Here is a 24182-nt window from a genome sequence, read left to right as displayed (position 1 = left end):
CTCCCCCTCGCCGACTGACACCCCGCACCACTGAAGCGCCGCCCCGGGGGATTCCCGGGGCGGCGCTTCGGGGTTGTGGGGCCGGGGCGGTCAGGCGGTGGTGTCCTGGGGGTACCAGCGGAGTTCGACGGTGTTGCCGTCGGGGTCGCGGACGTAGAGGGAGGTGGCGGTGCCGCGGGCGCCGTAGCGGGGGACGGGGCCTTCGAGGACGGTGAAGACGCCGGAGTCGATGACCTGCTGCCAGTCGAGGGGTTCGACGGTGAGGCAGATGTGGTCGACGTTGGACTCCTGCCGGGGGCGGCTGGTCAGGTCGATGATGGTGTCGGCGGTGACGCGGACGGACGGGAAGGACACCTTGCCGGCGCGCCACTCGTCGACGCGGACGGGCTCCAGGCCGAGGAGGCCGGCGTAGAAGGCCAGGGAGCGCTCGACGTCCGAGACGTTGAGGACGAGGTGGTCGAAGGCTATGACGCGCACGGTGGGTCCTTGGGTGGGACGGGGGACGGCGGGGGCGGTCCCACGCGGTCGGTGACGGGTTCCATGATCCTCCGGTCCGAAGGTCGGATCAACACATGATGACCGTGCGCTCGTTGAGCGGGATTCGACGATCGAGGGGCGGACGGCGTGCTGGAACGGCTGGAGGTCGAGGTGGGCGGCGAGGTGGGCGGCGCCGGGGGGTGAAGCCGCCCACGGGCGGGTTCAGGAGATGGCGCGCAGGCGGGGCGGGGCCGGGGTGAGCAGGCGGTCGAGGTGGGCGGCGGTCTCGTCGTCGGCGGGGAGCAGGACCAGGAGCTGCTGGGAGTCGTCGGGCAGCTCCAGGGTCTCGCGGTGGAGCCGGAGTTCGGGGCCGGCCGGGTGGTGGAGGCGCAGTGGGCCGCGCCGGGGGACGAGGTGGTTGCCGAGGCGGCGGGTGAACTCGGGGCCGGCGAGCGGGGCGAGGTCGGTGCTGAGCCACTCGGAGGCTTCGGCGGTGGGGCCGATCCAGAGGTCGAAGGCCTGTTCGTCGGCGATGTCGTCCCAGTCGGCGAAGAGGGTGCGGGCGCGCGGGTCGGTGAAGACGTAGCGGGTGAGGTTGGGGGCCGGGGTGTCGAGCAGGCCGGCCGCGCCGAGGACGGTCGCGTAGCCGCTGGTGTGGGCGAGGACGTCGCCGAGCCGGTTGGTGACGGCGGCGATGCCGGGTTCGAGCAGCCGCAGGGTCTCGCGGACGGTGGGGCGGATGTCGCGGGGTGCGGGGACGGGCCGGGTGCGGCCGGCGCACGCGCCGCCGGTGATCTTGGTGAGGTAGCGCAGGTGGTTGCGTTCGGCGGGGTCGAGGCTGAGGGCGTCGGCGAGCGCGTTGACCACGGGGGTGGAGGGGTTGCGGTCCCGGCCCTGCTCCAGCCGGGTCAGGTACTCGACGCTGATGCCGGCGCGGACGGCCAGATCGGAGCGGCGCAGTCCGGGTGAGCGGCGGCGGCCGTGGTCGGGCAGTCCCAGCGTCTCCGGCTGGATGCTGTCGCGCTTGGCGCGGATGAAGTCCCCCAGTGGTGTCCCCATATGACGAGCGTACGACTCGGGCCGACGCGGAGGGTGGCCCTGCGGGGGCCAGCCTGGGCACGGTCTGGTTGGGGCCCGGGGGCGCGCCGAGAGTGGTGGCCATGGAGACGAACGCCAATGAGCAGCAGAGCACGAACAAGCAGCAGGGCGCGCACAAGCTGGTGATCATCCTCGGCAGTGTCCGGGAGGGCCGCTTCGGCCCGGTGGTGTCCTCGTGGGTGGCCGAGCAGGCCGCCGCGCACGGCGGCTTCGAGGTCGAGGTGGTGGACCTCGCCGAGGTCGAGCTGCCACTCGAACTGCCAGCCGCCTCACCGAAGTTCGCGGGCGACGGTTACCCCCGTCCGGCCGGGATGGCGAGGCTGACCGAGGCCCTGGAGGGCGCCGACGCCTTCGTCGTCGTCACGCCGGAGTACAACCACAGCTACCCCGCCTCGCTGAAGGCCGCCATCGACTGGCACTTCACCCAGTGGACGGCCAAGCCGGTCGCCTTCGTCAGCTACGGCGGCGCGGCCGGCGGCCGGCACGCCGTCCTGCACCTGGAGAACGTGCTGACCGAGCTGCACGCGGTGACCATCCGGGACGGCCTGGCCTTCCCCAACTACTTCACCGCCTGGACGGACGGCCGTCCGGACGACCCGCAGGCGCCCGGCTACGCCAAGGTCCTGCTCGACCAACTGGACTGGTGGGCGGGCGCGTTGAAGAACGCCCGGGCCGCCTCGCCGTACCCGGCGTGAAGCCCCGCGAGGGAGGAACGGAAACGAGGGAGGAGCAGGAGCGATGGAGTACCTGAAGCTCGCCGGTACCGACCTGGAGGTCAGCCGGATCGCGCTCGGCTGCATGGGCTTCGGCGGCTCGGGCGGCGGGCACAACCCGTGGGCGCTGGACGAGGAGGCCGCGGCGCCGGTCTTCCGGCGGGCGGTGGAGCTCGGCATCACCTTCTGGGACACCGCCAACGTGTACGGCGGCGGCGCCTCGGAGGAGCTGGTCGGCCGGGCGGTGCGGCGCTACACCCGGCGGGAGGACGTCGTCCTGGCGACGAAGGCGGGCCTGCCGATGCACGACGGCCCGGGCGGTTCCGGGCTCTCCCGGCGGGCGGTGCTGGAGCAGGTCGACGGTTCGCTGGCGCGTCTCGGCACCGACCACATCGACCTCTTCCAGCTGCACCGCTTCGACCCGGCGACCCCGGTCGAGGAGACGGTGGCGGCCCTGCGGGAGGTGGTCGACGCGGGCAAGGTCCGGTACGTCGGCGCCTCCTCGATGTGGGCCTGGCGGTTCGCCGAGCTGCGGCACGCCGCCGAGCGCTCGGGCGGCCCGGACTTCGTGTCGATGCAGCACCAGTACAGCCTGGTGCAGCGGGAGGAGGAGCGGGAGATGTTCCCGTTCCTCGCGGACCGGGGCGTCTCCAGCCTGGTGTGGTGCCCGCTGGCCTCGGGCCGGCTGGCCCGCCCGTACGGGGAGCGGACCGCCCGCTCGGCCGGGGACCCGGTCGCCCGGCGGTTCTTCGGGGACGTGGACCGGCCGATCGTGGACGCCGTCCAGGACGTGGCCGCCGCCCGCGGGGTGCCGATGGCGCAGGTCGCGCTGGCCTGGGTGCTGCGCAACCCGGTGGTCGCCGCCCCGGTCGTCGGCGCGACCCGCCCGGGCCACCTGGACGACGCCGCGGCCGCCGTGCGGCTGCGCCTGACCGACGCCGAGGCGGCGGCCCTGGAGGCGGCGTACACGCCCCGCCTGCCGACCGGTTTCTGAGCTCAACGGGCGGTGCGCCGGCGGTAGTAGTGCACGGTGAGCACCGCGAGCAGCGGCCCCCAGGCGGCCAGCGGGAGGTAGCCGATCCAGAACACCACGGTCTGCCAGCCGTGGGTGATGATCCCGTCCCGGTCGCCCCGGATGGTCAGGCCTTGCGCGAACATCACCATCGCGTACGGGAAGACCATCAGGGCCGCCGAGCCCAGCCCGGCCGGGACGACGGCGGCGAGCACCGGGACGGGGCGGCCGCCGAGGACGGGGAGCCGGCGCGGCCACACCTCGCCCCAGCGGGCGACCAGGCCGAAGCAGAGGAAGGCCAGGGCCTCGCTGACCACGCTGAGGGCGAGGATGTACGCCCAGCCGCCGTCGAAGGAGGCCGGGTCCCGGTCCGGGGGCGTCGGGCCGTGGTCGAGCAGCGGCAGGCCGAGGATGAAGCCGCCGATCCGCCAGAGGCAGGAGGGCAGGACGGCCAGGGTGATGGCGTACGCGGTGCGGACGGCCCAGCGCGGGACGCCGGGCGCGGGTGTGCCGTGCAGCCGTTCGGCCAAGGTCGGTGCCGCGGTCGGTCCTGCAGTGGTCGGTGTCGCGGGCGTCGGTGCGTTCATGGGTCCGCCTCCGGTTCGGGGGGACGTCCGTCGTCCGCCGTCCGCCTTCGACGGTCCCGGAGATCCGGGGCGGGGGCGTCCTCGCCGGAGGTGAACCGGCTCCCCCTGGCGGGGGAACGGGCCGGTGCCGCGCGGGCGGAGGCGGCGGGGGGCCGGGTAGTACCCCGGTATGACGCCGGATCGGGCTCCCCGGTGTGACGAGTGGGAGGGGGCCGGCGCGGGAGGGTACGGGCACCGACCGAACGAGGCTGAAGGAGCCGAGCATGTCCCCGATCCACCGTCAGGTCAGCGCCGACATCCGTGCCGACGTCCGTGTCGCCGTCCGGGCCGGGCTGGCCCTGCCGGCCGCCGCGGTCGGTGCCGTGCTGGTGCTGGCCGGCCGGCCCGGGCGGGCCGCCCGGTGGCAGGCGCGGGTGTCGGGGGGCCGGGGCTGGACCGGCGGCCGGGTGCTGGCCCGGGCGGGCCTCGGGCTGCCGCTGGACGCGCTGGCGCTGCTGGTCACGGGGTACGCGCTGTTCAACTCGGTGCGGAACTTCGGCTACCCGCTCTGGTACCTGGGCACGGACTACCACCAGGCCTGGGGCGGGCCGACCATGGCCGGGGTCTGGGCGGTGCACGCTACGGGCTGGGCGCTCTGCCTGTTCCTGCTGCTGCGCTGGCCGGTGCGGTGGATCGCGCGCGGCCAGCGGGCGCTGACCGTACGGCTGTCGGACGGCGGCTCGCCGGCCCCGGCCGCCCGGGTGGCGGTTCCGGCGACGGCGTGACCGCTGCCCCGGCCCCGGCCCTGGCCCCGGCCCCGGCCCCGGCCCCGGCCCCGGCCCCGGCCCCGGCCCCGGCCCTGGCCCTGGCCCCGGTCAGGGCAGCAGGAGCCCCCAGGACAGGGCCCAGGGTGTGAACAGCGCGGCGGCCAGCAGCAGGGCGCCGAGCCGGGCCCGGTCGAGGCCGGGGGCGGTGGCGAGGGCGGCCCGCCGTCGCAGGGCGGTGCCGGCGGCGACGACGGCCGAGCCCAGGGCGACCAGGGCGAGCAGCTGCACCGCCAGCCAGACCACCGGGCGGCCGAACAGCACCGGGCCGGGGAACATCGCGGCCGTGACCACCAGGAAGAGCAGGTAGCCGAGCCCGCCCAGCAGCGCGGCGGTGCCGGTGGCGGCGGCCCAGCGGGCGGCGCGCGGCAGGGCGTCGGGGCGCGGCCCGCGGCGGATCCGGCGGGCGGCGCCGGTCAGCGCGTAGCCCGCGAAGCCGGTCAGGCAGAGCAGGGTGGCGACGGCCTGGAACCAGGTGGACTCGTACCAGCGCAGCGGGGCGAGCTCCCGGCTGCGGGCGTCCTGGTGCGGGGCCGGGTCCGCGGATGCGTTGGGGAGGGTGGTGGCGAGCCGCTGGATCCAGGCGGCCTCGGTCTCGGCGTAGTCCGCCGGCAGCCGGTCGGGCCGGTCGTACCCGGCGTCGTCGGTGACGTGCAGGTTGTGCCGGACACCGGGGACCGTCCGCAGCGTGTAGTGGGTGTTGCCGGCCCGGTCGAGGGCCTGCCGGATGATCGCGGCGCTCTCCTCGGGGGCGGCCTCGCGGTCGAGTGCGCCCCACTCGGCCAGGACGGGCTGGTGGATCCGCTCCCACACCGGCACCGGGTCGTAGCCGGCCTCGGGGAAGAGCCTGGCGGCGGACAGTACCCGGACCGACGTGTCCGGCAGCGCGGTGCGCAGCGAGCCGGTGACGCCGGCGTGGCGCAGGTACCCGTCGTACGCCCAGGCCTGCTGGCGGGCCGGGGTGAGGCCGACGGCGCCGGCGGTGACCAGGTAGGCGACGTCGGGGGAGCGGGTGGCGGCGAGCGAGACCACCCAGGCGCCCTCGGAGAGGCCCCACAGGCCGACCCGGTCGGGCGCGACCTCCGGCCGGGCGCGCAGCAGCCGGACGGCGGCGAGGGCGTCGTCGGCGAGCTGCCCGTAGTCGCGGTGGGTCATCGAGTAGCCGTCGGTGCGCTTGTCGAAGACCAGCGTGGTGATGCCGCGCCGGGCGTACGCCTCGGTGGCCGACCGCAGTTCGCCCAGCGGGCCGGGGCCGGCTCCGGGGATCAGGACCAGCCCGGGGCCGCGCTGCCCGGCCGTGGCGGTGGGCGGGGCGGTGGGCGGGGTCAGCACCAGGCCGTGCAGGACGGTGCCGCCGGCGCCCGCGAAGTCGACCCGGGTGGCGACCGGGTCGCCGGAGCCGGTCGCGGCGCCGGCCCGTCCCGCCCCGGGGAGCAGGACGGTCAGGGCTGCCAGGAGCGCGGTGACCAGCAGTGTCGTCGGTGCGGTGGTGCGCAGTGGCCCGTGGCGCCCGGTGCTCATCGCGGTCCTCCCCCGTGTCCGGTGTTCTCGGCGGGTCCAGCTTGTCCTGGCCAGGGGTGGTCGGGCGATGGTGGCCGCACCCCGACCGGGGGTGGGGAAATCCCCCGGTCGGTACGGGAACTGACGCTGTGACGGGCGATGACGGGCGGCGACGGGCGGTGGTTGGGCCGTACGGGTGAGCCCGGGAAGATCGGGGCGGTGCCGGTGGTTGGGCCCCGAAGACAGGCCAGGCCAGGACAAGGCCGGGCCAGGCCAGGACAAGGCCAGGCCAGGACCGGGCAGGACTCGACGGACGGGGGACGGGATGTCGGAGCGGATCACGGCGATCGCGCGGTTGCGGGCGAAGGCCGGGCGCGAGGCGGAGATGCGGGAGCAGGCACGGACGATGGTGGGGCCGAGCCTGGCGGAGCCGGGCTGTCTGTCGTACCGGAACTACGTGGACCCGGAGGATCCGGGGGTTCTGGTGGTCGTGGAGGAGTGGGAGTCCCGGGCGGCGTTCGACGCGCACCTGGCCAGCCCGCACCTGGCGCGGTCGCTGGACCGCACGGCCGAGCTGCTGGCCGGTCCGCCGGAGTTGCGGGTGCTGACGGACGTGCCGGAGCCGACGCCGTAGCACCGGGGCCACGGCGGGGGATCGGGCTCAGGTGACGTCGTCGGGCCCGGTGAACGCGGGCGGGGTGTAGCCGGGCCCGGTGAAGTCGGGCGGGGTGAACGCGGCGGAGCGGTGGGTGCGGCCCTCCGGGTCGGTCAGTCCGTCCGGGCCGGGGCTGGTGAAGGAGGGCGAGCTGTAGCCGGGGCTGCTGAAGTCGGGCCCCTCACCGGCTCGGGCCTCCTCACCGGCATGGCTCTCCTCGCCCGTGCGGCCCTCCGCCGCGGCGCGGGGCTCGGGGACGGCGGCTCCGGGCACCGGGGGGAGTGCGGCGTGCAGGTAGGGCAGCAGGCCGCGGTCGCGCAGGGCGGTGCGCCACTCGGTGCGGGCCGCGGCGAGTTCGGCGGCGAGCGCGGGGTCGGTGCCGGCCGGGGCGGCGGTGCCGTCGCGTATGGCGGTGAGGAGGAGGCCGACCATGCCGATGGCCATCGCGGCGACGCCGGCGGCGAGCGCCACCCAGCCGGCCGTGACCAGGGAGCGGGCGAGGACGAGGTCCGGGTCGGCGGCGCGCAGCAGGTAGCCGATGAGCAGCAGGAACACGGCGGCGGCCCAGGCCAGGATCGGGGTGAGCACGGTGAGGACGGGGAAGAGTCCGGCGCCGCCGTTGGCGGAGCGCAGCTGGGTGAGCAGGCCGGGGGCGGTGGGCTCGACGCCGGGTGGTGGTGGGGGTGTGGCGCGCAGGCTGTCGCGCAGCCGGGTGTAGTGCGCGTACTCGGTGGCGGCCGCGGCGTTGACGCCGTCGGCGTCGCGCAGCGCGCGGATGCGCAGTTGGTCGCCGGTGAGCGCGCCGGGGGCGCGCAGGGCGGTGAGGACGGTGCGGTCGCGCAGGGCTTCGGCGAGGAGGCGCTCGTACTCCGGGCGGTCCTCGGCGAGCAGTGGCGGGGGGTTGGACATGGGGACCCCGTTCGTGCGGACCCCGGTCCGCTCCGCCCCGGGGGCGCGGGCGCCCTCAGGACGCCGGAACGGGCCGCGGAGGCGGGCCGCCGGACGGGCGGCCGGGTGTGGTGTGCCTCATGGTAGGGGCGGGTGCACCCGGGTCGACAGTCGGTTTCCGGAATTTCGCGCCCCGGGCCGCGCGCGTGCGACGGCCCGGGGCGCCGGGAACAACTGTTCGGCGAGGGGTCTCAGTTGACGGGCAGACGGGCGACGAGCAGCCGGCCTTCCATGGTCACGCCGCCGTCCATGGCCACCGCGAGGTCGTCCGCGTACACGTACGGTCCGGGGATGTGCGGCGGCTGGCCGTCGTCCGCGTGCACCGCGCCGGTGAGGTACGGGATGGGGCTGTGCCCGTGCACGATCCGGGTGCCGCCGTAGGTGTCGAGCAGCTCGTGGACGGCCATCGGCCCGGCGTCGCCGCGGAAGGCGAACCGCTTGGTGAAGCGGCGGAAGCAGTCCCACCACTCGTCCACGCCGGCGTCGGCGAGCAGGGCGTGCACGGCGTCGTTGACGTCGGGGATGGACTCGCCGTACTCCAGGTACGCGGTGGTGTCGGAGTGCAGCAGCAGGTGGTCGTCCTCCAGCGCGATGGCGGGGAGCCGGGACAGCCAGCTGATGTGGTGCGCCTCCAGGCGGTCCAGGTCGTTCTGCTGGCCGCCGTTGAGCCGCCAGGCGGCGAGGAAGGAGGCGGTGCCGGCGGTGGACTGGACCGGCTCGTCGCCGTACTTGGCGGCGCCGAGGAAGAGCAGTTCGTGATTGCCCATCAGGGCGCGGCAGTAGCCGCCGGCCGCGGCGGCCTCGGCGGCGAGCTGCATGACCAGGTCGATGACGCCGATGCCGTCGGGGCCGCGGTCGGTGAAGTCGCCGAGGAACCAGATCCGGGCGCGGCCGGCCGACCAGTGGCCGTCGGCGTCGATCAGGCCCTGGTGGTGCAGTTCGGTGCGCAGCTCCTCCAGGTAGCCGTGCACGTCGCCGACGACGTAGACCGGGCCGGGCGGCTCGCCGGGGCCGGGGGCCGGGTACGGGTAGGTGGGGGCGGAGGGGTCGGGCAGCGGCGGGCCGAGCTCGATGGTCGGCGGGTCGTCGCGGCCGTCGCGGGCGTCGATCTGGAGGGCCGGGGAGGGCTGGTCGGGGAGGGTCGGCTCGTAGCCGGCGCGGTCGTCGTAGCCGCCGTTGCCGCCGTTGTCCTCGTAGGCCGCGTGCTCCTGGTAGGTCGCCCGGTCCTGGCCGCCGTCGTACCCGGCCTGCTCCTGGCCGTCGTACCCGGCCTGCTCCTGGGCGTCGTACGCCGCGTGCTCCCGGCCGTCGTAGGCCGGGCGTTCCTGGTCCCCGTAGCCGGGGCGTTCCTCGTACCCGGGCCGGTCCTCGTAGCCGGGGTGGTCCTGGTGCGAGAACGCCGCGGACTGGTCCACCGTCTGGCCCTGGGCGTGCACGGTGTGGCCCTGGCCCTCGGCCGTCCAGTGCTGTTCGAGGTAGCGGGCGCCGCCGTAGCCGCTGTACGTCTCGGCGTCGTACGGGGTGCCCTGGTAGCCCTGGGCGGGCTCGGGTTCGTAATAGGTGCCGTAGGGCAGCACGTCGAGGTCCGGCTGGTGGTTGGGGCCCGAGTGGGGGTGCTCGGGCCCGGGGAAGCGGTCCTCGGGTGTCATTCGCCCATCATAGGAAGACCACTCTCCCGGCGTCGTCACCTGGTGGGCATCCAATCCTCCGGAGCGTCAGCCGGGCGGCCCCGCAAGGTCCGTTTTGTCCCGGCTCGGTATGGTCTCGTCAGCTCTGGTCGGGCTGCTTTCGTGCTCGTCCGGCTCCGGTCGGTGTCCGGCCGGGGGCCGTCGGGGTGCCGGCCGGGCCCCGCCCCGGACGCCGGTCGGCGTCCCGACGGCGCCGGCCGGCGACAACGGGTCTAGACCTCGCCCGGGGGGCGGGGCGGGCTGACGGTGGTGCGCGGGCTCCGGCGCTGGGAGGACGCGCGGACGATCAGTTCGGTCGGCATCAGGGTGCCCGGGGGCGGTCCGGTGCCGGCGGTGCGGAACCGGGGCGGGAAGAGCCGGGCGATGTCGACGCCCGTCCCGGAGTCCACGCCCTCGATCGCGTCGATGAGCAGGTTGACCACGGTGGTGCCGATCTTGCGCGGCTTGAGCGAGAGCGTGGTGATCGGCGGCTCGGTGGTCGCGTAGACGTCGCTCTCGCTGCAGCAGACCAGCAGCAGGTCCTCCGGCACCCGCAGGCCGTACCGCCGGGCGGCGGCGAGCAGGTCGGTCCCGTTGGGGTCGAACAGCCCGTAGACGGCGTCCGGCCGGTCGGGGCGGGCGAGCAGCCGGTCGGCGGCGACCGCGCCGGCCGCCGGGTCGTGCGCGGGGTAGGTCTCGTAGACCGGCTCCTGCCCGACCTTGGCGCACCAGCCGAGGTAGGCCTCGGTGGAGAGCCGGGTGTAGGTGTCGGTGCTGGTCCCGGTGAGCAGGCCGATCCGGCGGGCGCCGGCTTCGGAGAGGTGGTCGAGGATGCCGAGCACGGCGGCCTCGTGGTCGTTGTCGACCCAGGCGGTGACCGGGCAGTTGCCCGGCTTGCCGTCGCTGACCACCGGCACGCCGGACCGGTACAGCTCGCTGACCAGGGGGTCCTGGTCGGGCGGGTCGATCACCACGGTGCCGTCCAGGGCGATGTTGCCCCAGACGTCGTGGCGCGAGGAGGCGGGCAGCACCACCAGCGCGTAGCCGCGGCCGAGCGCGGCACTGGTGGCGGCCCGGGCCATCTCGGCGAAGTACGCGAATTCGGTGAAGGTGAAGGGTTCTTCGCCGTACGTCGTGACGGTCAGCCCGATCAGGCCGGACCGTCCGGTGCGCAGGGTACGGGCGGCCGCCGAGGGGCGGTAGCCGAGGCGCTCGGCGACTTCGCGCACCCGGCTGCGGGTTTCGTCGGGCAGGCGGCCCTTACCGTTCAGCGCGTCGGAGACGGTGGTGATCGACACTCCGGCGGCTGCCGCCACATCCCGGATGCCGGCCCGCTCCAGACGCCGTGAGGTGGTGGGTCGCCGACCGCTCTGGTTGGCTGCTGCTGTCATGGCGGACCGATCGTATGGCTCCTGACAAGGGTCTGTGACCGGCGCATCGGGAGCCTTCGGAGATACGTTTCTCCAAGAGTGAGCCTGGGTGCGCCCCTTCGATACCCGCCCGAAACCAGGCTTCTTACCTCTGACATGTGCCAAAGGAACCAGGCAGAATGGCTGATCTGCGTCTGTAACCCGACCGGGCATCTCACTCCTACGGGTGAGGGCGGTCGGTATCGTGCAAGGCACCCGACCGGGGTGGTCCGGGCGCGTCAGGAGATCCCGGGTACGGAGGCGAACCCGTCCGTGGCGGGCGAGCGCACCGGACTGTTGTGCAACTTCTGGAAACGGAGTACGACCGTGAGCAGTGGTACGTCAGCGCAGGGCCCGCGGCTGCGGCCGACCCTGGACGGCATCCCCACCTACAAGCCCGGCAAGCCGGCCGGCGCCGACGCCTACAAGCTGTCCTCGAACGAGAACCCGAACGACCCGCTGCCCGGCGTGCTGGAGGCGGCGGTCGCGGCGGCCGGCTCGTTCAACCGCTACCCGGACATGGGCGTCACCGAGCTGACCGAGGTCCTCGCCGAGCGCTTCGGCGTGCCCGCCGAGCACATCGCCACCGGCACCGGCTCGGTCGGCGTCGCCCAGTCGCTGATCCTCGCCACGGCCGGCCCCGGCGACGAGGTGATCTTCGCCTGGCGCTCCTTCGAGGCCTACCCGATCATCACCCAGGTCGCGGGTGCCACGCCCGTCCCGGTGCCGCTCACCGCCACCGGCGACCACGACCTGGACGCGATGCTCGCCGCGATCACCCCGAACACCCGGCTGATCTTCGTCTGCAACCCGAACAACCCCACCGGCAACGTGATCCACCGCGCCGAGCTGGAGCGCTTCCTGGACGCCGTGCCCGGCGACGTCCTGGTCGTCGTGGACGAGGCCTACATCGAGTTCATCCGCGACCCCGAGGTGCCCAACGGCATCGACCTCTACCGCGACCGCCCGAACGTCTGCGTGCTGCGCACCTTCTCCAAGGCGTACGGCCTGGCCGGCCTGCGGGTCGGCTTCGCGATCGCCCACGAGCCGGTGGCGAACGCGCTGCGCAAGACCGCCGTCCCGTTCGGCGTCAGCCAGCTCGCCCAGAACGCCGCCGTCGCCTCGCTGCGCTCCGAGGAGGCGCTGCTGGAGCGGGTCGAGGGGCTCGTCCAGGAGCGCGCCCGGGTGGTCGCCGGGCTGCGCGCCCAGGGCTGGGAGATCCCGGACTCGCAGGCCAACTTCGTCTGGCTCTGGCTCGGCGAGCGCTCGGCGGACTTCGCCGCGGCCTGCGGCGCGGCCGGCGTGATCGTGCGGCCGTTCCCGGAGGGCGTGCGGGTGTCGATCGGGGAGGCCGAGGGCAACTCGATCTTCCTGCAGGTGGCGGAGGCCTTCCGCAAGTCGCTCTGACCTTCCCGTTCCCGCAGGGGCGTGCCGCTCGTCGGCGCGTCCCTGCGGCGTCTCCGGCCCGCCGTGCGCGGTCGGGCGCCCGTACCCGGCCGGCTCCCGGATGGCTGTGGATCGCTGGGAGCCTGCTGGGAGTTCGGCCAACGGCGGGCCACGAGGCGCCCAAGCGGGCCGCGCTGGGCGGATGTTCTGCCCGTAATGCCCGGATCCGCCCGGTCAGTCTTCTCCCAGCCGGCGCTCAGGGCTCCGCAAGAGCGCCCCGGGAAGCTGTCCGCCATGAAGGTCCTCCCACGGCGGCGCGGTGCCGTCCTCGTCAACTCCGCGCTCGGCGTGGCCCTGCTGGGCGGTGCGGCCCTGGTGTACACCACGGTCAGCGGCAGCTCCGGCCCGGCCTCGGCCAAGCCCGTGACCCGGACCGCGACCGTCGCCAAGGGCACCGTCCTGGCCACCGTGTCCGGAACCGGCACCCTGGTGTCTCCCACCGACGCGGCCCAGGATTTCACCACGGGCGGCAAGCTCACCGCGGTCAAGGTCGCGGTCGGGGACGCCGTCAAGAAGGGCCAGGTGCTCGCCACCGTGGACACCACGGCGGCCCAGCAGCAGGTGGACGCGGCCAGGGTGGCCCTCACCACGGCCAACGCCAACCTCACCAAGGCGCAGGCCGGGGTCACCACCACGACCACCGAGCCGCTGCCGGCCCCGGCCTCCGGGGGGTCCGGCGGCGGGACCGGCAGCGGCACCGGAGGGTCCGCCGGCGGTGGCGGACGCGGGGCGGGCGGGAGCAGTACGCCCGCCCCGCAGACCACCACCGTCACCACCACCAAGGTCGACGACGCGGCCGTCGCCCAGGCCGAGCAGCAGGTCGCCACCGCGCAGACCAACCTCTCCAACGCCCAGACGGCGCTGGCCGGGACCACCCTGACCGCCTCGCTGGACGGCACGGTCGCCTCGATCTCGAACAAGGTCGGCGACACCGTCGGGGCGACCGCCTCCGGCTCCACCGGTTCCGGATCCGCCAAGTCGACCGGCACGAGCACGGGTGCGAGCGCGCCCAGCGGCTTCATCGTGCTCACCAACCCGACCGGCATGCAGGTCACCGCGAACTTCTCCGAGCTCGACTCGCTCAAGCTGAAGAAGGGCGAGGCGGCCACCGTCACCCTGAACGCGCAGTCCGACACCAAGCTCAACGCGACCGTCCTGTCGGTCAGTTCGCTGCCCAGCGGCAGCGGCTCCGGCGGCGCGGCCGGCTCCGCCGCCGTCCAGTACGCGGCCACCCTGCAGCTGAGCGGCGACACCAGCACGCTGCGCACCGGCCTCAGCGCCACCGTCCAGGTGATCACCGGCGAGGCCGACAGCGCGCTGTCGCTGCCCACCGCCGCCCTGTCGGGCACCGGCACCTCCCGCACCGCGACCGTGGTGCACGAGGACGGCGCCACCGAGCGGGTCACCGTCGGGGTCGGCGTCGAGGGCGACAGCACGGTGCAGGTGGTCTCCGGGCTGAAGGAGGGCGACAAGGTCGAACTCCCCACCACCAGCGGCAGCAACGGCTTCCCGAACGGCTCCTTCCCGGGCGCCGGCGGCAACGGCCGGGGCGGCAACGGCGGCGGGGTCTTCCCCGGCGGTACGGGCGGCGGCGCAGGCGGCACCGGCGGTGGCGGCGCGGGCGGCGGCCGGGGCGGTCGGGGCTGAGCATGCGTCACGTCATCGACAAGCGCGTCCCCGAGACGCCCGTGCCGGTGATCCGGATCCGCCGGCTCACCAAGTCGTACGGGCACGGCGACGCCACCGTGCACGCGCTGCGCGGCCCGGACGACCCGGAGACCGGCGAACCGCAGGGCGTCGGCCTGGACATCGAGCAGGGCGACTTCGTCGCCGTGATGGGCAGCTCGGGCTCCGGCAAGTCCACCCTGATGAACATCCTCGGCTGCCTCGACGTCCCGACCTCCGGCCGCTACCTGCTGGACGGCGTCGACGTCGGCCACCTGGACGAGCAGCAGCTCTCGCTGGTGCGCAACCGCAAGATCGGCTTCGTCTTCCAGTCCTTCAACCTGATCCCGCGCACCACCGCCCTCGCCCAGGTCGAGCTGCCGCTCGCCTACGCGGGCGTCCGGGCCTCCGAGCGGCGCCGCCGGGCGCTGGCCGCGCTGTCGCTGGTCGGCCTCGGCGAGCGCGCCGGGCACAAGCCCAACGAGCTCTCCGGCGGCCAGCAGCAGCGCGTCGCGGTGGCCCGGGCGCTGGTCACCGCGCCCGCGATGCTGCTCGCCGACGAGCCGACCGGCAACCTCGACAGCCGCTCCACGGAGGAGGTGCTGGCCCTGATCGACGGGCTCAACGCCACCGGCCGCACGGTCGTGCTGATCACCCACGAGGACGAGGTCGCGCGGCACGCCAAGCGGGTGCTGCGGCTGGTGGACGGCCAGATCGTGAGCGACCTCCGGCAGGCCCCGGTCGACGGACCGCCCCCTGCCCTCCACGACCTGGGAGTGCCCGCGTGATCCTCTGGCAGACACTCCGCTTCGCGGTCGGCGGCCTCGCCGCCAACAAGGTGCGCTCGGCGCTCACCATGCTCGGCGTGCTGATCGGCGTCGCCTCGGTGATCCTGCTGCTGGCGGTCGGCAACGGCTCGTCGGTCGCGGTCAAGGACTCGATCACCTCGCTCGGCACCAACTCGCTCACCGTCAGCTCCGGTTCGGCGGCCGGCGGCGCCCGGGCGGCCTCCTCGGTGAAGAAGCTGACGGTCGCGGACGCCAAGGCGCTGGCGACCGACGCCGGCGCGTCCACCGCGATCAAGTCGGTGGCCCCGGTCGTCACCACCAGCGGCACGGCGCTGTACGGGAACGTCTCGTACAGCCCGGGCTCGATCGTCGGCACCTACCCGGCGTACTTCGAGACCGCCAACCAGAAGGTCGTGAAGGGCGAGTACTTCACCGACGACGACGTGCTCGGCTCGCGCAAGGTCGCCGTGCTCGGCGCCACCACGGCCAAGCAGCTGTTCGACACCGAGGACCCGGTCGGCAAGCGGATCGTCCTCGGCGGCACGCCGTTCACGGTGGTCGGGGTGCTCCAGGCCAAGGGCGGCAGCGGCTTCACCGACCCGGACGACGTGGTGATCGCCCCGCTGCCGACGGTGCAGAACGCCTTCACCGGCTTCGGCGCGGTCAACCAGATCCTGGTGCAGGCCGCCTCGGCGGACACCACCACGGCCGCCCAGTCGGAGATCACCCGGGTGCTGCTCGCGGCGCACGCGATCGCCGACCCGGGCAAGGCCGACTTCCGGATCACCAACCAGGCCTCCCTGCTCACGGCGCGGGAGAGCACCACCAAGACCTTCACGGTGCTGCTCGGCGCGGTGGCGGCCATCTCGCTGCTGGTCGGCGGGATCGGGATCACCAACATCATGCTGGTGACGGTCACCGAGCGGACCCGCGAGATCGGCATCCGCAAGGCGCTCGGGGCGCCGCGCGCGGTGATCCTCGGGCAGTTCCTGACCGAGTCGACGCTGCTGTCGGTGATCGGGGCCGGCCTGGGCGTGGCCGCCGGGACGGCCGGCTCGCACTTCAGCATCGTCGGCATCAAGCCGGTGGTCATCCCCGAATCGGTGCTCGGCGCGTTCGGCATCGCCGTCGCCATCGGACTGTTCTTCGGCAGCTACCCCGCCAACCGGGCCGCCTCGCTGCGGCCGATCGACGCCCTCCGGCACGAGTAGGACTCCACTCCATGAGCAGCAAAGAGATCGCCCCGGTCAGCAGTACCCCGGCCGAGCAGGTCGCCCTGCTCTCCACCCCGCCGGACGCCCGCGACGTCAGCGCGGAACTGGCGGCGCCGCCCCGGCGGAAGCTGCCCTGGCTCAGCCTGGCGCTGGCCGGCGGCGTGATCGCCACGGGGGCGTTCGCGGGGGGCGTCTGGTACCAGCAGAACCACGGCTCCGCCGGGGACAGGTCCGCCCGGCCGACGGCTGCGGCGGGTGCCCAGCGGCCCGCCGGGGGCGGCGGGTACGGGCAGGGCGCCGGGGGCTACGGGCAGGGCGCCGGGCAGAACGGTGGCCGTCGTGGGGGCCAGGGCCAGGGTGCGGGCGCCGGTCAGGGTGGCGGTCAGGGCACCGGTCAGGGCCAGGGCGGACAGGCCGGTTTCGCCCGGGGCACGGTAAAGGCCGTGGACGGAAACATCGTGTACCTGACAGACTCCAATGGCAACACCGTCAAGGTCACCACCGGCGACGCGACGAAGGTCCAGCTCAACAAGGAGGGCAAGGTCACCGATCTCCAGCCCGGCCAGAGCGTGACCGTCGTCGGCACCCCCGACGCCAACGGTGGCTACACCGCGAACCAGCTCGTCGAAGGAGCCGCAGCAGGCGGCTTCGGAGGCGGAGCCGGCGGCGGTAATCGGAACCCGTCCGGCGGCTGACCCGGAGCCCGACGGACGACCGCGAGGCCCTCGCCCCTTCGGGGGTGGGGGCCTTCGCGTGCGCCCGGCGCGGCTCGTCGTCGCGGTTCGTCATCGGTGCGGCGCGGCGTCTTCAGGACCGTGACGACGCCGGGGCCGGCCCGGCATCGGGGGCTCACAGGCCGGGCACGTGAAGGCCGTTCAGTTGCCAGAGGGCGGCGCTGTACCAGAGCAGGGCGATCAGGACGGTCAGGGCGCCGCCCGCCGTGGGCAGGGCCCAGCCGGGGAGCCGGGGGTGACGGACCACGACGACCTTGGTGACGAACGCGCCGTAGAGGAAGCACCCCGCGAACGAGTGCAGCGCGATCCGGCTGTCCGTCACCTGCACGCCGTACGCGGTGAGGCAGTGGTAGGCGACCGGGAGGGAGAGCAGGAACGCTCCCAGGCCGATCAGCCGGTGCCCGGTCCGGACCGACCGGGGTGCGGCGGGCAGGCCGGGCAGCCGGCCGTACATCCACAGCGCCAGCAGGAGCTGGACCAGGGCGAGGCCCAGCAGGGCGGTGCCGAGCTGGGCCTTGAGCTGGTTGGCGTCGGCGAAGCGGCGGCCGAAGAGGCTGCTCGTGTAATCGGGGGTGTGCGCCCGGCCGTACCAGAAGAGGCCGGCCGTCACCGCCACCGGCAGGAGCGCCCACAGGAGGCCGGAGGCCCGCTGGCGGGGACGGGACGGCCGCTCGACACGGTGCATCCGCTCAGTCGCCCTCGACCTTGTCACCCGCGGCGTTGACCACGTACCACTTGGCGCCGAAGGCGCTGGACTCCTCGCCGTTGGTGTCGCCCTGGGCCTTGTCGCCCTCGAAGTAGTAGAGCGGGTGGCCGTTGTAGACGACCTGGGACGTGCCGTCCTTGCGGGCGGTGGTGGTGAGCTTGGCCTGGTCGGCGCCGTGCGCGGCGGTGGGGGTTCCGGTGGTGAGGACCGGCGGCCAGGCGGTGGCGCAGGCGTCGTAGCAGGTCGGGGTGGGGGAGGTGTCCGCCTCGAACAGGTAGAGCGTCTTGCCCTGGGCGTCGACCAGGATGTTCTGGAACTTGCCGATGGTGGCCGCCGCGACCAGGGTGCCCGCGCCGGTGGCTCCGGCGGAGGGGCTCGGGCTGGCACTCGGGCTTCCGCTCGGGCTCTCCGTCGAGGTCGTGAAGGGCGCCGCGGCTGTGGTGCTCGCCGCGGCCGTCGTCTTCTTGCTGCTGGAGCAGCCGCCGCACACCACGGTGATCAGGGCGATGGCGGCGGCCGTGGCGGCCACCGCGCGGGTGTTTCTCATGGGCTTCTCCCGGGCCGGGGTGGGAACTGGTGCCACCACTTCAGCCTGAACGGGCTCGGCCGCTTCACGAGGCACGCCAGCGGGTGGGCAAGTACACCCGTTTTGCTGGGTGGCCGTCATGCGGTAGATCTGACGATCATGACAAATGATCAGGTCAGCAGGCTCATCGGCGGCAGCTTCGGGCTCGCCTTCGTCCAGATGAACGCCGGGACCCTGCCGACGGCCGCCGCCGCTCCCCTCCGGGTGCTCGCGATCCTCGCCTTCCTCCGGATCGTGCTGACCCGGCGACGTCCGGCCGAAGCCGTCGCCGGTGAGGCGAGACCCCCGCGTGGGCCGGGCTTCGGGCGGGGCTACTGGTACGTCGTGGCGGCCGAGGTGCTCGGGCTCGGCGTCGGCCTGTACGTGATCGCCAATGTGCTGAACACGCCGACCGCGTCCGTGGCCTGGATCGCGTTCGTGGTCGGCGTGCACTTCTTCGGGCTCGCCGTCGTCTGGAAGCGGGCCGCGCTGCACGTCCTCGCCGGGTCGATGGCGGTCTGCGGTGTCGTCGGCCTCGTCCTGGCCGCCTGCGACGTCTCCAAGCCGGTCATCGCGGTGGTCTCCGGCATCGTCCCGGGTCTCCTCCTGCTCGGCTCCGTCCTCTGGTCCGGCCGTTCCGCCGCTGCCACCGCTCAGTGACCCTCACCGGTGGCCCCTCGCCCCTCCGCGCGGGGCCGCCGGTGTGTGTGCCTAGCCCCACCCCCCTGTACGGCTGGACCCGTATGGGGGCGCTCGCCCGCTCCGTAGCGTCGATTCCACAACGACCCGGAGGGAAAAGAACCATGGCGACCGTCGCGACCACCCAGTCCACCTTCACCACGATCAAGAAGTGCGTCGTGCTCTTCGGCGCCGTGAGCGCGATCGTCCTCGGCACGGTCGCCGTGACGGCCTTCACCGGCCACGAGGCGACGCCGTTCATGTGGATCCGCGCCGTCATCCTCCTCGGCGCCGCCCCGCTGGTCCACCGGATGGTCTCCCAGGCCGCCGCCGGGTCCTACCGGGCCTTCGACCGGGTCCGCACCCTGGCCAGGGTCATGCCGGTCGCCGTCATCGGGGTCGATCTGATCCCCGGCCTCTGCCCCGCCTGGTACGTGGTCCTCCAGGGGCTCTCCGCCCTCGCCCTGGTCGCGGTCGCCGTCCTCACCCACGGCTCCGCGCTGCGCGCCGCTTTCCCGAAGCCCTCCGAGGGCAGGTGAAGCGTGGGAAGTCGGCCCCGCCGACTTCCTGTGCGGGTGTTCTGCCCGCGTAGCTGTCACCAAGGATTTCTGCGAATTTCCTACTTCCTCGATTCACAAGTCTTGACCCTTTGTTCACAACTTCGGGAGCATCGGGGGCGCCGACCGCGGGGGAGAGAAAGACGGCCGGCCGGTCCTTTGCGGGTTCATCGAGCAGGCGGCCGGGTGTACCCCGACGTCTGTGATCACCCACGAAGGGAACGACCGGGCATGACGACTGTTCTGCACAGCGACCAGCAAGTCCTGCGTGCCAGAGCCGACTTGGCCACCGAGGTCGAGCGAGCGGGCTCGGCGCTCTCCGCCCGGGTGGTCGACGCGTTCCTCACCGTGCCGCGACACCCCTTCGTCCCGGTGTTCTACCGCGAGGAGAGCGGTCTCCATCTCCCCTGGCGCGAGGAGGACTTCGCGGACGACTCGTGGCTCGCGGAGGTCTACGCCGACCGGGCGCTGATCACCGAGGTCGACGGCGTGCACGCCGAGGACGCCGCGCCGGGAGGATTCCGCGGCGGGATCGCGACCTCCTCCGCCACCCTGCCGAGCCTGCTCGCCGAGATGCTCGACGCGCTCGACGTCCGGCCCGGCAGCCGGGTGCTGGAGCTCGGCACCGGCACCGGCTACACCGCGGCACTGCTCTGCCACCTCGCCGGCTCGGCCACCGTCACCACCGCCGACCGCACCGGTCAACTCGTCGACAACGCCCGCACCCGGCTGTACGACAACGGCTTCGAGCCGACCGTCGTCCGGGCCGAGGCCGCCGACGGCTCCGACGGCCACCCGGCCGGAGCGCCGTACGACCGGATCATCGCCACCCGAGGCGTCCGCCGCATCCCCCGGGCCTGGCTCGACCAGTGTGCCCCGGGCGGCCTCATCGTCGCCCCGGTCCGCGGCGCGGTGGCCCGGCTCACCAAGCTGGCGGACGGCCGCGCCGTCGGCCGCTTCCTGCCGAGGAACCCGGGCGAGGCCAGGCCGGCGGAGGCGACCGACTCCCGCGTCCTCGACGACCCCGCCTTCTCCTTCTGGGCCGCCCTCCACCCCCAGGACCTCCAAGCCGCCCACACCTCCTGGCTCGCCCACCACCGCCCCCGCCGCGAGTGGTTCACCCTCGAAGCCGGCCCCGGCGCCCAGCACATCACCCACACCACCCCGGACGGCACCACCCTCACCTGGGCCCTCTGACGCCTCGCGCGGGAAGTCGGCCCGCCCGACTTCCCGCGCGACGGTGCAGGCGCGACCGGCCGGTCGGTGGCGTCCGGTGCTGTGAGCCTCCGCATCCGCGTGGTGCGGTGTCAGGACCGCGGGATGAAGTACCTGGTGCTGATGTACGCGGACCCTGCGGCGACGGCGGCGATGACCGGGGAGCAGCGGGCGGAGGTGTTCCGGCGGCACGAGGCGCTGCACCGGGACCTGGAGGGCTCGGGGGAGATGCTGAACGGGGCGGGGCCGGCGTTTCCGGCGGACACGACGACGCTCCGGTGGACCGGGGAGGGGGTCACGTCCTCGGGCGGGCCGTTGGTGGCGGCCGATGAGCACCTGACGGCGTACTACGTCGTCGAGTGCGCGAGCCCCGGGCGGGCGCGGGAGATCGCGGAGCGGGTGCTGGACCTCCATGTGCTGGCGGCCGAAGTGCGGCCGGTGCACGACCACTTCGGGATGGAGTGACACATGGTCAGGCGGTCGCGGTCGCCGTCGGGGTGAATCCCTTGGTGAGGAGCCGGACGGCCAGGCAGAGTTCCCAGGCGAACACCGGGACGGCGGCGAGCATCCCGGGTCCCGAGACCTGCTCGTAGACCCCGAACAGGACGGCGATCGCGGAGGCGAAGATCAGCGCGCCGCCCGCCAGGCCGAGGACGGCGATGGGGCGCGGGACGAGCCGGCTGCGGTACAGCAGCAGGGCGAGGAGCGCGGTGTTGGCTCCGCAGATGAAGTTGGGGCCGAGCAGGAACGTCCAGTCGTGGACGGCGACCAGGGCCTTGCCGGTGGTGAGGAGCGCGCCCGGATCGGCGCCGGTGGGCGGCTGGCTGCGGAGGGTCACGACGGCGAGCAGGCTGACGATGCCGACGGCGATGACGGCGGCTTCCAGGGTGCGGAGGGCGACGTAGCCGGTGGCGAGGGCTTCGTGGCGGCGCCGGGTGACGGGGTGCAGGGTGACCGCGGTGCCGACGACGGAGAGCGTGAGGAGCACTTCGAGCAGGGCGCCCAGGAGGATCCGGCTGTCGGTGCCGGCGCCGGTCACGTAGTCGGCGGTCTTCAGGAGCGGGCCGTACAGGACGAGCCCGCCGATCGAGGTGACGTGGGTGGCGAGGAAGCACGCGCCCGCTGCTGTCGCGAGCGTTCTCGGTGTGGCCATGGGGGGCTCCTTGGATGCCGGGGCGAATGAGGTGTACGCCGTACACCTTCGTCGGGGACGCTAGGGTGTACCCCGTACACCTGTCAAGGGAGATCGGCGGGACCATGGCCCAACAGGCAGACACCGAGCGCCGGAAGCCGCTCAACCGGGACCGCGTGCTGCGGGCGGCCGTCGCGCGCGCCGACCAGTCCGGGTACGAGGGGCTGAGCATGCGCGGCCTCGCCCAGGAGCTGGGCGTCGTGCCGATGGCGCTCTACAAGCACGTGGCGAACAAGGAGCAGCTGCTCGACGGCATGGTCGAGCTGGTGGTGGGCGAGATCGATCCGCCGGCCGAGGGCCCCGACTGGCGGTTCGCGGTCCGGGCGCGCGTCCTGTCGGCGCGGCGGGCGCTGCTGCGGCACCCGTGGGCGCTGCGGGTCATCGAGTCCCGGGGCACTCCGACACCGGCCGTGCTGGACTACCTGGACTCGGTGATCGGGACGTTCCGGCGCGGCGGCCTGTCCGTCGACCTCACCCACCACGCGATGCACGCCCTGGGCAGCCGGGTCTGGGGCTTCACCCAGGAGCTGTCCGTCGCCTCTCCGGGGGCCGGCGGCGGCAGCGAAGGCGGCGACGTCGACGTCGACGAAAGGGCGTTGGCGGCCATGGCGGCGATGGCGGAGCGGTACCCGCACATCGTCGAGATCGCCACGGCCGGCCGGGCCCACGACGGGGCGTCGGTCGTCGGTGGCGGCTGCGACGACCAGTTCGAGTTCGAGTTCGCCCTCGACCTCCTCCTCGACGGCGTCGCACGGCTCCACGCGCAGGGCTGGACGTCCGAGCGGGGGTGAGCACCGGGCTGCCGGGAGAAACCGCCGGGAGAAATGCGGGCGACTGCGGCGAGCGGGACCGCCTAGGGTGGGCGCGTCCCCCGGGCGGCCGTTTACCGCCCGTCGTCGGCGCGACCAACGCGCCCGCAACCCAGGGAGTTGCCGCTATGTCGCGCACCCTCGTCGCAGACCTCCAGGCCCGGATCGAGGAGACGGTCACCGTCTACGGCTGGGTGAACACGCTGCGGCTGCAGCGGCGCATCCAGTTCGTCCTGGTCCGCGACCACACCGGCCTCGTGCAGGTCACCCATCCGCGCGGTGGTGAGGGCGACGCCATCGAGGCCGCCTTCGAGCGCGTGACGGTCGAGTCGGCCGTGAAGATCACCGGCAGGGTCGTCGCCAACCCGCAGGTCAAGCTGGGTGGTCTGGAGATCGTCCCGTCCCGGGTGGAGATCGTCTCGCTCGCCGAGCCGAAGCTGCCGATCGACGAGAAGACCGGCATCGACCAGCGGTTGGACTGGCGCTTCCTCGACGTCCGGCGCCCCGCCCAGCACCTGGTGTTCGACGTCCAGACGACCGTCGAGCGCGCGATGCGCGAGGTGGCCGCCGAGGAGGGGTTCACCGAGCTGCACACGCCGAAGCTCATGGGCACGGCCTCCGAGTCCGGCGCCGAGGTGTTCGAGGTCGGCTACTTCGGCCGTACCGCCTACCTGGCCCAATCCCCCCAGTTCTACAAGCAGATGGCGATCGCCGGCGGCATCGACAGGGTCTTCGAGATCGGGCCGGTGTTCCGGGCCGAGCCGTCCTTCACCTCCCGGCACGCCACCGAGTTCACCGGCGTCGACGTCGAGATCGCCTGGGTCGACGGCGTCGAGGACGTGATGGCCTTCGAGGAGCGGATGCTGCACCGCGTCCTCACGGCCGTGGCCGAGCGCCACGGTGCGGCGGTCGCCGAGCACTTCGGCACCCCGGTCGTCGTTCCGGAACTGCCGTTCCCCCGGATCACGATGGCGGACGCCCTGGCCCGGCTGCGGGCCGCGGGCTGGGACCCGGCGGGGGTGAAGGAGGACCTCGACCCGGAGGGCGAGCGCACGCTGTGCGCCCTGATCGCGGAGGAGACCGGGCACGAGTTCGTCTTCGTCACCCGCTTCCCGGCGTCCGTCCGGCCGTTCTACCACCTGCGGCCGGAGGACGACCCGACCGTCACCGAGTCCTTCGACCTGCTCTGGAAGGGCGTGGAGATCACCACCGGCGCCCAGCGCGAGCACCGCTACGACCGGCTGGTCGCCCAGGCCCGGGAGAAGGGCATGGACACCGGGCCGCTCTCCGGCTACCTGGACTGCTTCCGGTACGGCACCCCGCCGCACGGCGGTCTGGGCCTGGGACTCGGCCGGCTGCTCATGCTCGCCCTGGGCCTGCCGTCGATCCGCGAGGCGACCTTCCTCTTCCGGGGGCCGCACCGCCTGGAGCCGTAGGGCCGCGGGTACGGATGGCTCGGCGCAGGAAGTCGGCCCGGCCGACTTCCTGCGCTCTCCGCGTCCCTGGCCTTCCTCGGTGTTCCTCAGTACCTGACGGCCTCGCGCATCGTCACGGCGTCGGTGAACTCGGCCTGCGGCGCCTGGATCTCGTGACGCGGTGGCCGGAAGCCGTCGGATCGGGCCGGATCGGGACGCGCCGGAACGGGGTGCGGCGTCCAGGGCGTCACACTCCGGTGTGCTGTCCTGTCGCATGGGTGAGGGGACCACCGAGGGCGAGGCGAAGGGGTGGGGAGCGCGGTGCGGAG

At 73.9% G+C, this 24182-nt stretch carries 25 protein-coding genes; 15 read left to right on the top strand and 10 right to left on the bottom strand.

Features of this window, described 5'->3' with window-relative positions:
- Positions 1-90: 90 nt before the first annotated feature.
- The gene (locus tag ACYP53_RS08200) at positions 91-477 is read right to left on the bottom strand and encodes a VOC family protein (protein WP_189913327.1); all 387 of its coding nucleotides are present in this window, start codon (positions 475-477) and stop codon (positions 91-93) included.
- 222 nt (positions 478-699) lie between these two features.
- Positions 700-1536, bottom strand: coding sequence for a helix-turn-helix domain-containing protein (locus ACYP53_RS08195; RefSeq protein ID WP_459647036.1), 837 nt, complete (start codon positions 1534-1536; stop codon positions 700-702).
- A gap of 101 nt (positions 1537-1637) precedes the next feature.
- Between ACYP53_RS08195 and ACYP53_RS08190 the strand changes: the two genes are divergently transcribed.
- On the top strand, positions 1638-2270 hold the full coding sequence (locus ACYP53_RS08190) for an NADPH-dependent FMN reductase (RefSeq protein ID WP_189913330.1): 633 nt from the start codon (positions 1638-1640) through the stop codon (positions 2268-2270).
- Between the two features lie 43 nt (positions 2271-2313).
- Positions 2314-3282, top strand: a complete 969-nt coding sequence (locus ACYP53_RS08185; protein WP_459647035.1) for an aldo/keto reductase — start codon at positions 2314-2316, stop codon at positions 3280-3282.
- A 2-nt stretch (positions 3283-3284) separates the two neighbouring features.
- On the opposite strand, the gene ACYP53_RS08180 is transcribed toward ACYP53_RS08185, so the two are convergent.
- Positions 3285-3887 (bottom strand): hypothetical protein, encoded by a 603-nt coding sequence (locus ACYP53_RS08180; protein ID WP_459647034.1) that lies wholly within the window; start codon positions 3885-3887, stop codon positions 3285-3287.
- A gap of 263 nt (positions 3888-4150) precedes the next feature.
- Between ACYP53_RS08180 and ACYP53_RS08175 the strand changes: the two genes are divergently transcribed.
- Positions 4151-4651, top strand: a complete 501-nt coding sequence (locus tag ACYP53_RS08175) for a hypothetical protein (RefSeq protein WP_459647033.1) — start codon at positions 4151-4153, stop codon at positions 4649-4651.
- A gap of 90 nt (positions 4652-4741) precedes the next feature.
- On the opposite strand, the gene ACYP53_RS08170 is transcribed toward ACYP53_RS08175, so the two are convergent.
- A complete protein-coding gene (locus tag ACYP53_RS08170) occupies positions 4742-6211 on the bottom strand; it encodes an alpha/beta hydrolase family protein (protein ID WP_459647032.1) in 1470 nt (489 codons plus the stop codon).
- 304 nt (positions 6212-6515) lie between these two features.
- On the opposite strand from ACYP53_RS08170, the gene ACYP53_RS08165 reads away from it, so the two are divergent.
- A complete protein-coding gene (locus ACYP53_RS08165; RefSeq protein ID WP_189913335.1) occupies positions 6516-6824 on the top strand; it encodes a putative quinol monooxygenase in 309 nt (102 codons plus the stop codon).
- A 27-nt stretch (positions 6825-6851) separates the two neighbouring features.
- Here the strand turns inward: ACYP53_RS08165 and ACYP53_RS08160 are convergent, their stop codons facing one another.
- From ACYP53_RS08160 to ACYP53_RS08150, 3 genes are all read right to left on the bottom strand, one after another.
- A complete protein-coding gene (locus ACYP53_RS08160; RefSeq protein ID WP_459647031.1) occupies positions 6852-7754 on the bottom strand; it encodes a hypothetical protein in 903 nt (300 codons plus the stop codon).
- A gap of 230 nt (positions 7755-7984) precedes the next feature.
- Complete coding sequence (locus tag ACYP53_RS08155) at positions 7985-9442, bottom strand: metallophosphoesterase (RefSeq protein ID WP_459647030.1); 1458 nt, start codon at positions 9440-9442, stop codon at positions 7985-7987.
- A gap of 251 nt (positions 9443-9693) precedes the next feature.
- Positions 9694-10851, bottom strand: coding sequence for a LacI family DNA-binding transcriptional regulator (locus ACYP53_RS08150; protein WP_189913338.1), 1158 nt, complete (start codon positions 10849-10851; stop codon positions 9694-9696).
- Between the two features lie 345 nt (positions 10852-11196).
- Here ACYP53_RS08150 and hisC point away from each other — a divergent pair, with 345 nt between their 5' ends.
- From hisC to ACYP53_RS08125, 5 genes are all read left to right on the top strand, one after another.
- Positions 11197-12276 carry a histidinol-phosphate transaminase gene (gene hisC / locus ACYP53_RS08145; protein ID WP_189913339.1) on the top strand — a complete coding sequence of 360 codons (1080 nt, stop codon included), beginning with the start codon at positions 11197-11199 and terminating at the stop codon, positions 12274-12276.
- A 273-nt stretch (positions 12277-12549) separates the two neighbouring features.
- On the top strand, positions 12550-13962 hold the full coding sequence (locus ACYP53_RS08140; RefSeq protein WP_459647029.1) for an efflux RND transporter periplasmic adaptor subunit: 1413 nt from the start codon (positions 12550-12552) through the stop codon (positions 13960-13962).
- 2 nt (positions 13963-13964) lie between these two features.
- On the top strand, positions 13965-14768 hold the full coding sequence (locus ACYP53_RS08135; protein ID WP_459647028.1) for an ABC transporter ATP-binding protein: 804 nt from the start codon (positions 13965-13967) through the stop codon (positions 14766-14768).
- Positions 14765-15979: an ABC transporter permease gene (locus tag ACYP53_RS08130; RefSeq protein ID WP_459647027.1), complete on the top strand. Its 1215-nt coding sequence runs from the start codon at positions 14765-14767 to the stop codon at positions 15977-15979. Before ACYP53_RS08135 ends, ACYP53_RS08130 begins: the two co-directional genes overlap by 4 nt.
- A gap of 11 nt (positions 15980-15990) precedes the next feature.
- The gene (locus ACYP53_RS08125) at positions 15991-16677 is read left to right on the top strand and encodes a hypothetical protein (protein WP_459647026.1); all 687 of its coding nucleotides are present in this window, start codon (positions 15991-15993) and stop codon (positions 16675-16677) included.
- A 154-nt stretch (positions 16678-16831) separates the two neighbouring features.
- Here ACYP53_RS08125 and ACYP53_RS08120 read toward each other — a convergent pair whose 3' ends face one another.
- Entirely contained in the window at positions 16832-17401 is a 570-nt protein-coding gene (locus tag ACYP53_RS08120) for a DUF6529 family protein (protein ID WP_459647025.1), read from the bottom strand.
- Positions 17402-17405: 4 nt separating this feature from the next.
- The gene (locus ACYP53_RS08115; RefSeq protein ID WP_229928228.1) at positions 17406-17969 is read right to left on the bottom strand and encodes a COG4315 family predicted lipoprotein; all 564 of its coding nucleotides are present in this window, start codon (positions 17967-17969) and stop codon (positions 17406-17408) included.
- A gap of 138 nt (positions 17970-18107) precedes the next feature.
- On the opposite strand from ACYP53_RS08115, the gene ACYP53_RS08110 reads away from it, so the two are divergent.
- From ACYP53_RS08110 to ACYP53_RS08095, 4 genes are all read left to right on the top strand, one after another.
- Positions 18108-18647, top strand: a complete 540-nt coding sequence (locus tag ACYP53_RS08110; protein WP_229928229.1) for a hypothetical protein — start codon at positions 18108-18110, stop codon at positions 18645-18647.
- 143 nt (positions 18648-18790) lie between these two features.
- Positions 18791-19204 (top strand): hypothetical protein, encoded by a 414-nt coding sequence (locus tag ACYP53_RS08105; protein ID WP_459647024.1) that lies wholly within the window; start codon positions 18791-18793, stop codon positions 19202-19204.
- A 249-nt stretch (positions 19205-19453) separates the two neighbouring features.
- Positions 19454-20419, top strand: a complete 966-nt coding sequence (locus ACYP53_RS08100) for a methyltransferase domain-containing protein (protein WP_459647023.1) — start codon at positions 19454-19456, stop codon at positions 20417-20419.
- A gap of 123 nt (positions 20420-20542) precedes the next feature.
- The gene (locus tag ACYP53_RS08095) at positions 20543-20902 is read left to right on the top strand and encodes a YciI family protein (RefSeq protein WP_459647022.1); all 360 of its coding nucleotides are present in this window, start codon (positions 20543-20545) and stop codon (positions 20900-20902) included.
- A gap of 7 nt (positions 20903-20909) precedes the next feature.
- On the opposite strand, the gene ACYP53_RS08090 is transcribed toward ACYP53_RS08095, so the two are convergent.
- Positions 20910-21590, bottom strand: coding sequence for a DUF4386 domain-containing protein (locus ACYP53_RS08090; protein ID WP_459647021.1), 681 nt, complete (start codon positions 21588-21590; stop codon positions 20910-20912).
- A 104-nt stretch (positions 21591-21694) separates the two neighbouring features.
- On the opposite strand from ACYP53_RS08090, the gene ACYP53_RS08085 reads away from it, so the two are divergent.
- Entirely contained in the window at positions 21695-22420 is a 726-nt protein-coding gene (locus ACYP53_RS08085) for a TetR/AcrR family transcriptional regulator (RefSeq protein WP_189913349.1), read from the top strand.
- Positions 22421-22566: 146 nt separating this feature from the next.
- A complete protein-coding gene (gene aspS / locus ACYP53_RS08080) occupies positions 22567-23874 on the top strand; it encodes an aspartate--tRNA(Asn) ligase (RefSeq protein WP_459647020.1) in 1308 nt (435 codons plus the stop codon).
- The last annotated feature ends 308 nt before the right edge of the window (positions 23875-24182 follow it).

The organism is Kitasatospora sp. Ki12 (genome assembly GCF_054601375.1).
The sequence above is the reverse complement of the archived record's forward strand: the minus strand, read 5'-3'. Positions and strand labels throughout refer to the sequence as shown.

Bases quoted from the DNA above. Each gene is read 5' to 3' on its own strand.
- ACYP53_RS08195 (WP_459647036.1), bottom strand. From the start codon at position 1,536: ATGGGGACACCACTGGGGGACTTCATCCGCGCCAAGCGCGACAGCATC.
- ACYP53_RS08190 (WP_189913330.1), top strand. From the start codon at position 1,638: ATGGAGACGAACGCCAATGAGCAGCAGAGCACGAACAAGCAGCAGGGC.
- ACYP53_RS08185 (WP_459647035.1), top strand. From the start codon at position 2,314: ATGGAGTACCTGAAGCTCGCCGGTACCGACCTGGAGGTCAGCCGGATC.
- ACYP53_RS08180 (WP_459647034.1), bottom strand. From the start codon at position 3,887: ATGAACGCACCGACGCCCGCGACACCGACCACTGCAGGACCGACCGCG.
- ACYP53_RS08175 (WP_459647033.1), top strand. From the start codon at position 4,151: ATGTCCCCGATCCACCGTCAGGTCAGCGCCGACATCCGTGCCGACGTC.
- ACYP53_RS08170 (WP_459647032.1), bottom strand. From the start codon at position 6,211: ATGAGCACCGGGCGCCACGGGCCACTGCGCACCACCGCACCGACGACA.
- ACYP53_RS08165 (WP_189913335.1), top strand. From the start codon at position 6,516: ATGTCGGAGCGGATCACGGCGATCGCGCGGTTGCGGGCGAAGGCCGGG.
- ACYP53_RS08160 (WP_459647031.1), bottom strand. From the start codon at position 7,754: ATGTCCAACCCCCCGCCACTGCTCGCCGAGGACCGCCCGGAGTACGAG.
- ACYP53_RS08155 (WP_459647030.1), bottom strand. From the start codon at position 9,442: ATGACACCCGAGGACCGCTTCCCCGGGCCCGAGCACCCCCACTCGGGC.
- ACYP53_RS08150 (WP_189913338.1), bottom strand. From the start codon at position 10,851: ATGACAGCAGCAGCCAACCAGAGCGGTCGGCGACCCACCACCTCACGG.
- ACYP53_RS08140 (WP_459647029.1), top strand. From the start codon at position 12,550: ATGAAGGTCCTCCCACGGCGGCGCGGTGCCGTCCTCGTCAACTCCGCG.
- ACYP53_RS08135 (WP_459647028.1), top strand. From the start codon at position 13,965: ATGCGTCACGTCATCGACAAGCGCGTCCCCGAGACGCCCGTGCCGGTG.
- ACYP53_RS08125 (WP_459647026.1), top strand. From the start codon at position 15,991: ATGAGCAGCAAAGAGATCGCCCCGGTCAGCAGTACCCCGGCCGAGCAG.
- ACYP53_RS08120 (WP_459647025.1), bottom strand. From the start codon at position 17,401: ATGCACCGTGTCGAGCGGCCGTCCCGTCCCCGCCAGCGGGCCTCCGGC.
- ACYP53_RS08115 (WP_229928228.1), bottom strand. From the start codon at position 17,969: ATGAGAAACACCCGCGCGGTGGCCGCCACGGCCGCCGCCATCGCCCTG.
- ACYP53_RS08110 (WP_229928229.1), top strand. From the start codon at position 18,108: ATGACAAATGATCAGGTCAGCAGGCTCATCGGCGGCAGCTTCGGGCTC.
- ACYP53_RS08105 (WP_459647024.1), top strand. From the start codon at position 18,791: ATGGCGACCGTCGCGACCACCCAGTCCACCTTCACCACGATCAAGAAG.
- ACYP53_RS08100 (WP_459647023.1), top strand. From the start codon at position 19,454: ATGACGACTGTTCTGCACAGCGACCAGCAAGTCCTGCGTGCCAGAGCC.
- ACYP53_RS08095 (WP_459647022.1), top strand. From the start codon at position 20,543: ATGAAGTACCTGGTGCTGATGTACGCGGACCCTGCGGCGACGGCGGCG.
- ACYP53_RS08090 (WP_459647021.1), bottom strand. From the start codon at position 21,590: ATGGCCACACCGAGAACGCTCGCGACAGCAGCGGGCGCGTGCTTCCTC.
- ACYP53_RS08085 (WP_189913349.1), top strand. From the start codon at position 21,695: ATGGCCCAACAGGCAGACACCGAGCGCCGGAAGCCGCTCAACCGGGAC.
- aspS (WP_459647020.1), top strand. From the start codon at position 22,567: ATGTCGCGCACCCTCGTCGCAGACCTCCAGGCCCGGATCGAGGAGACG.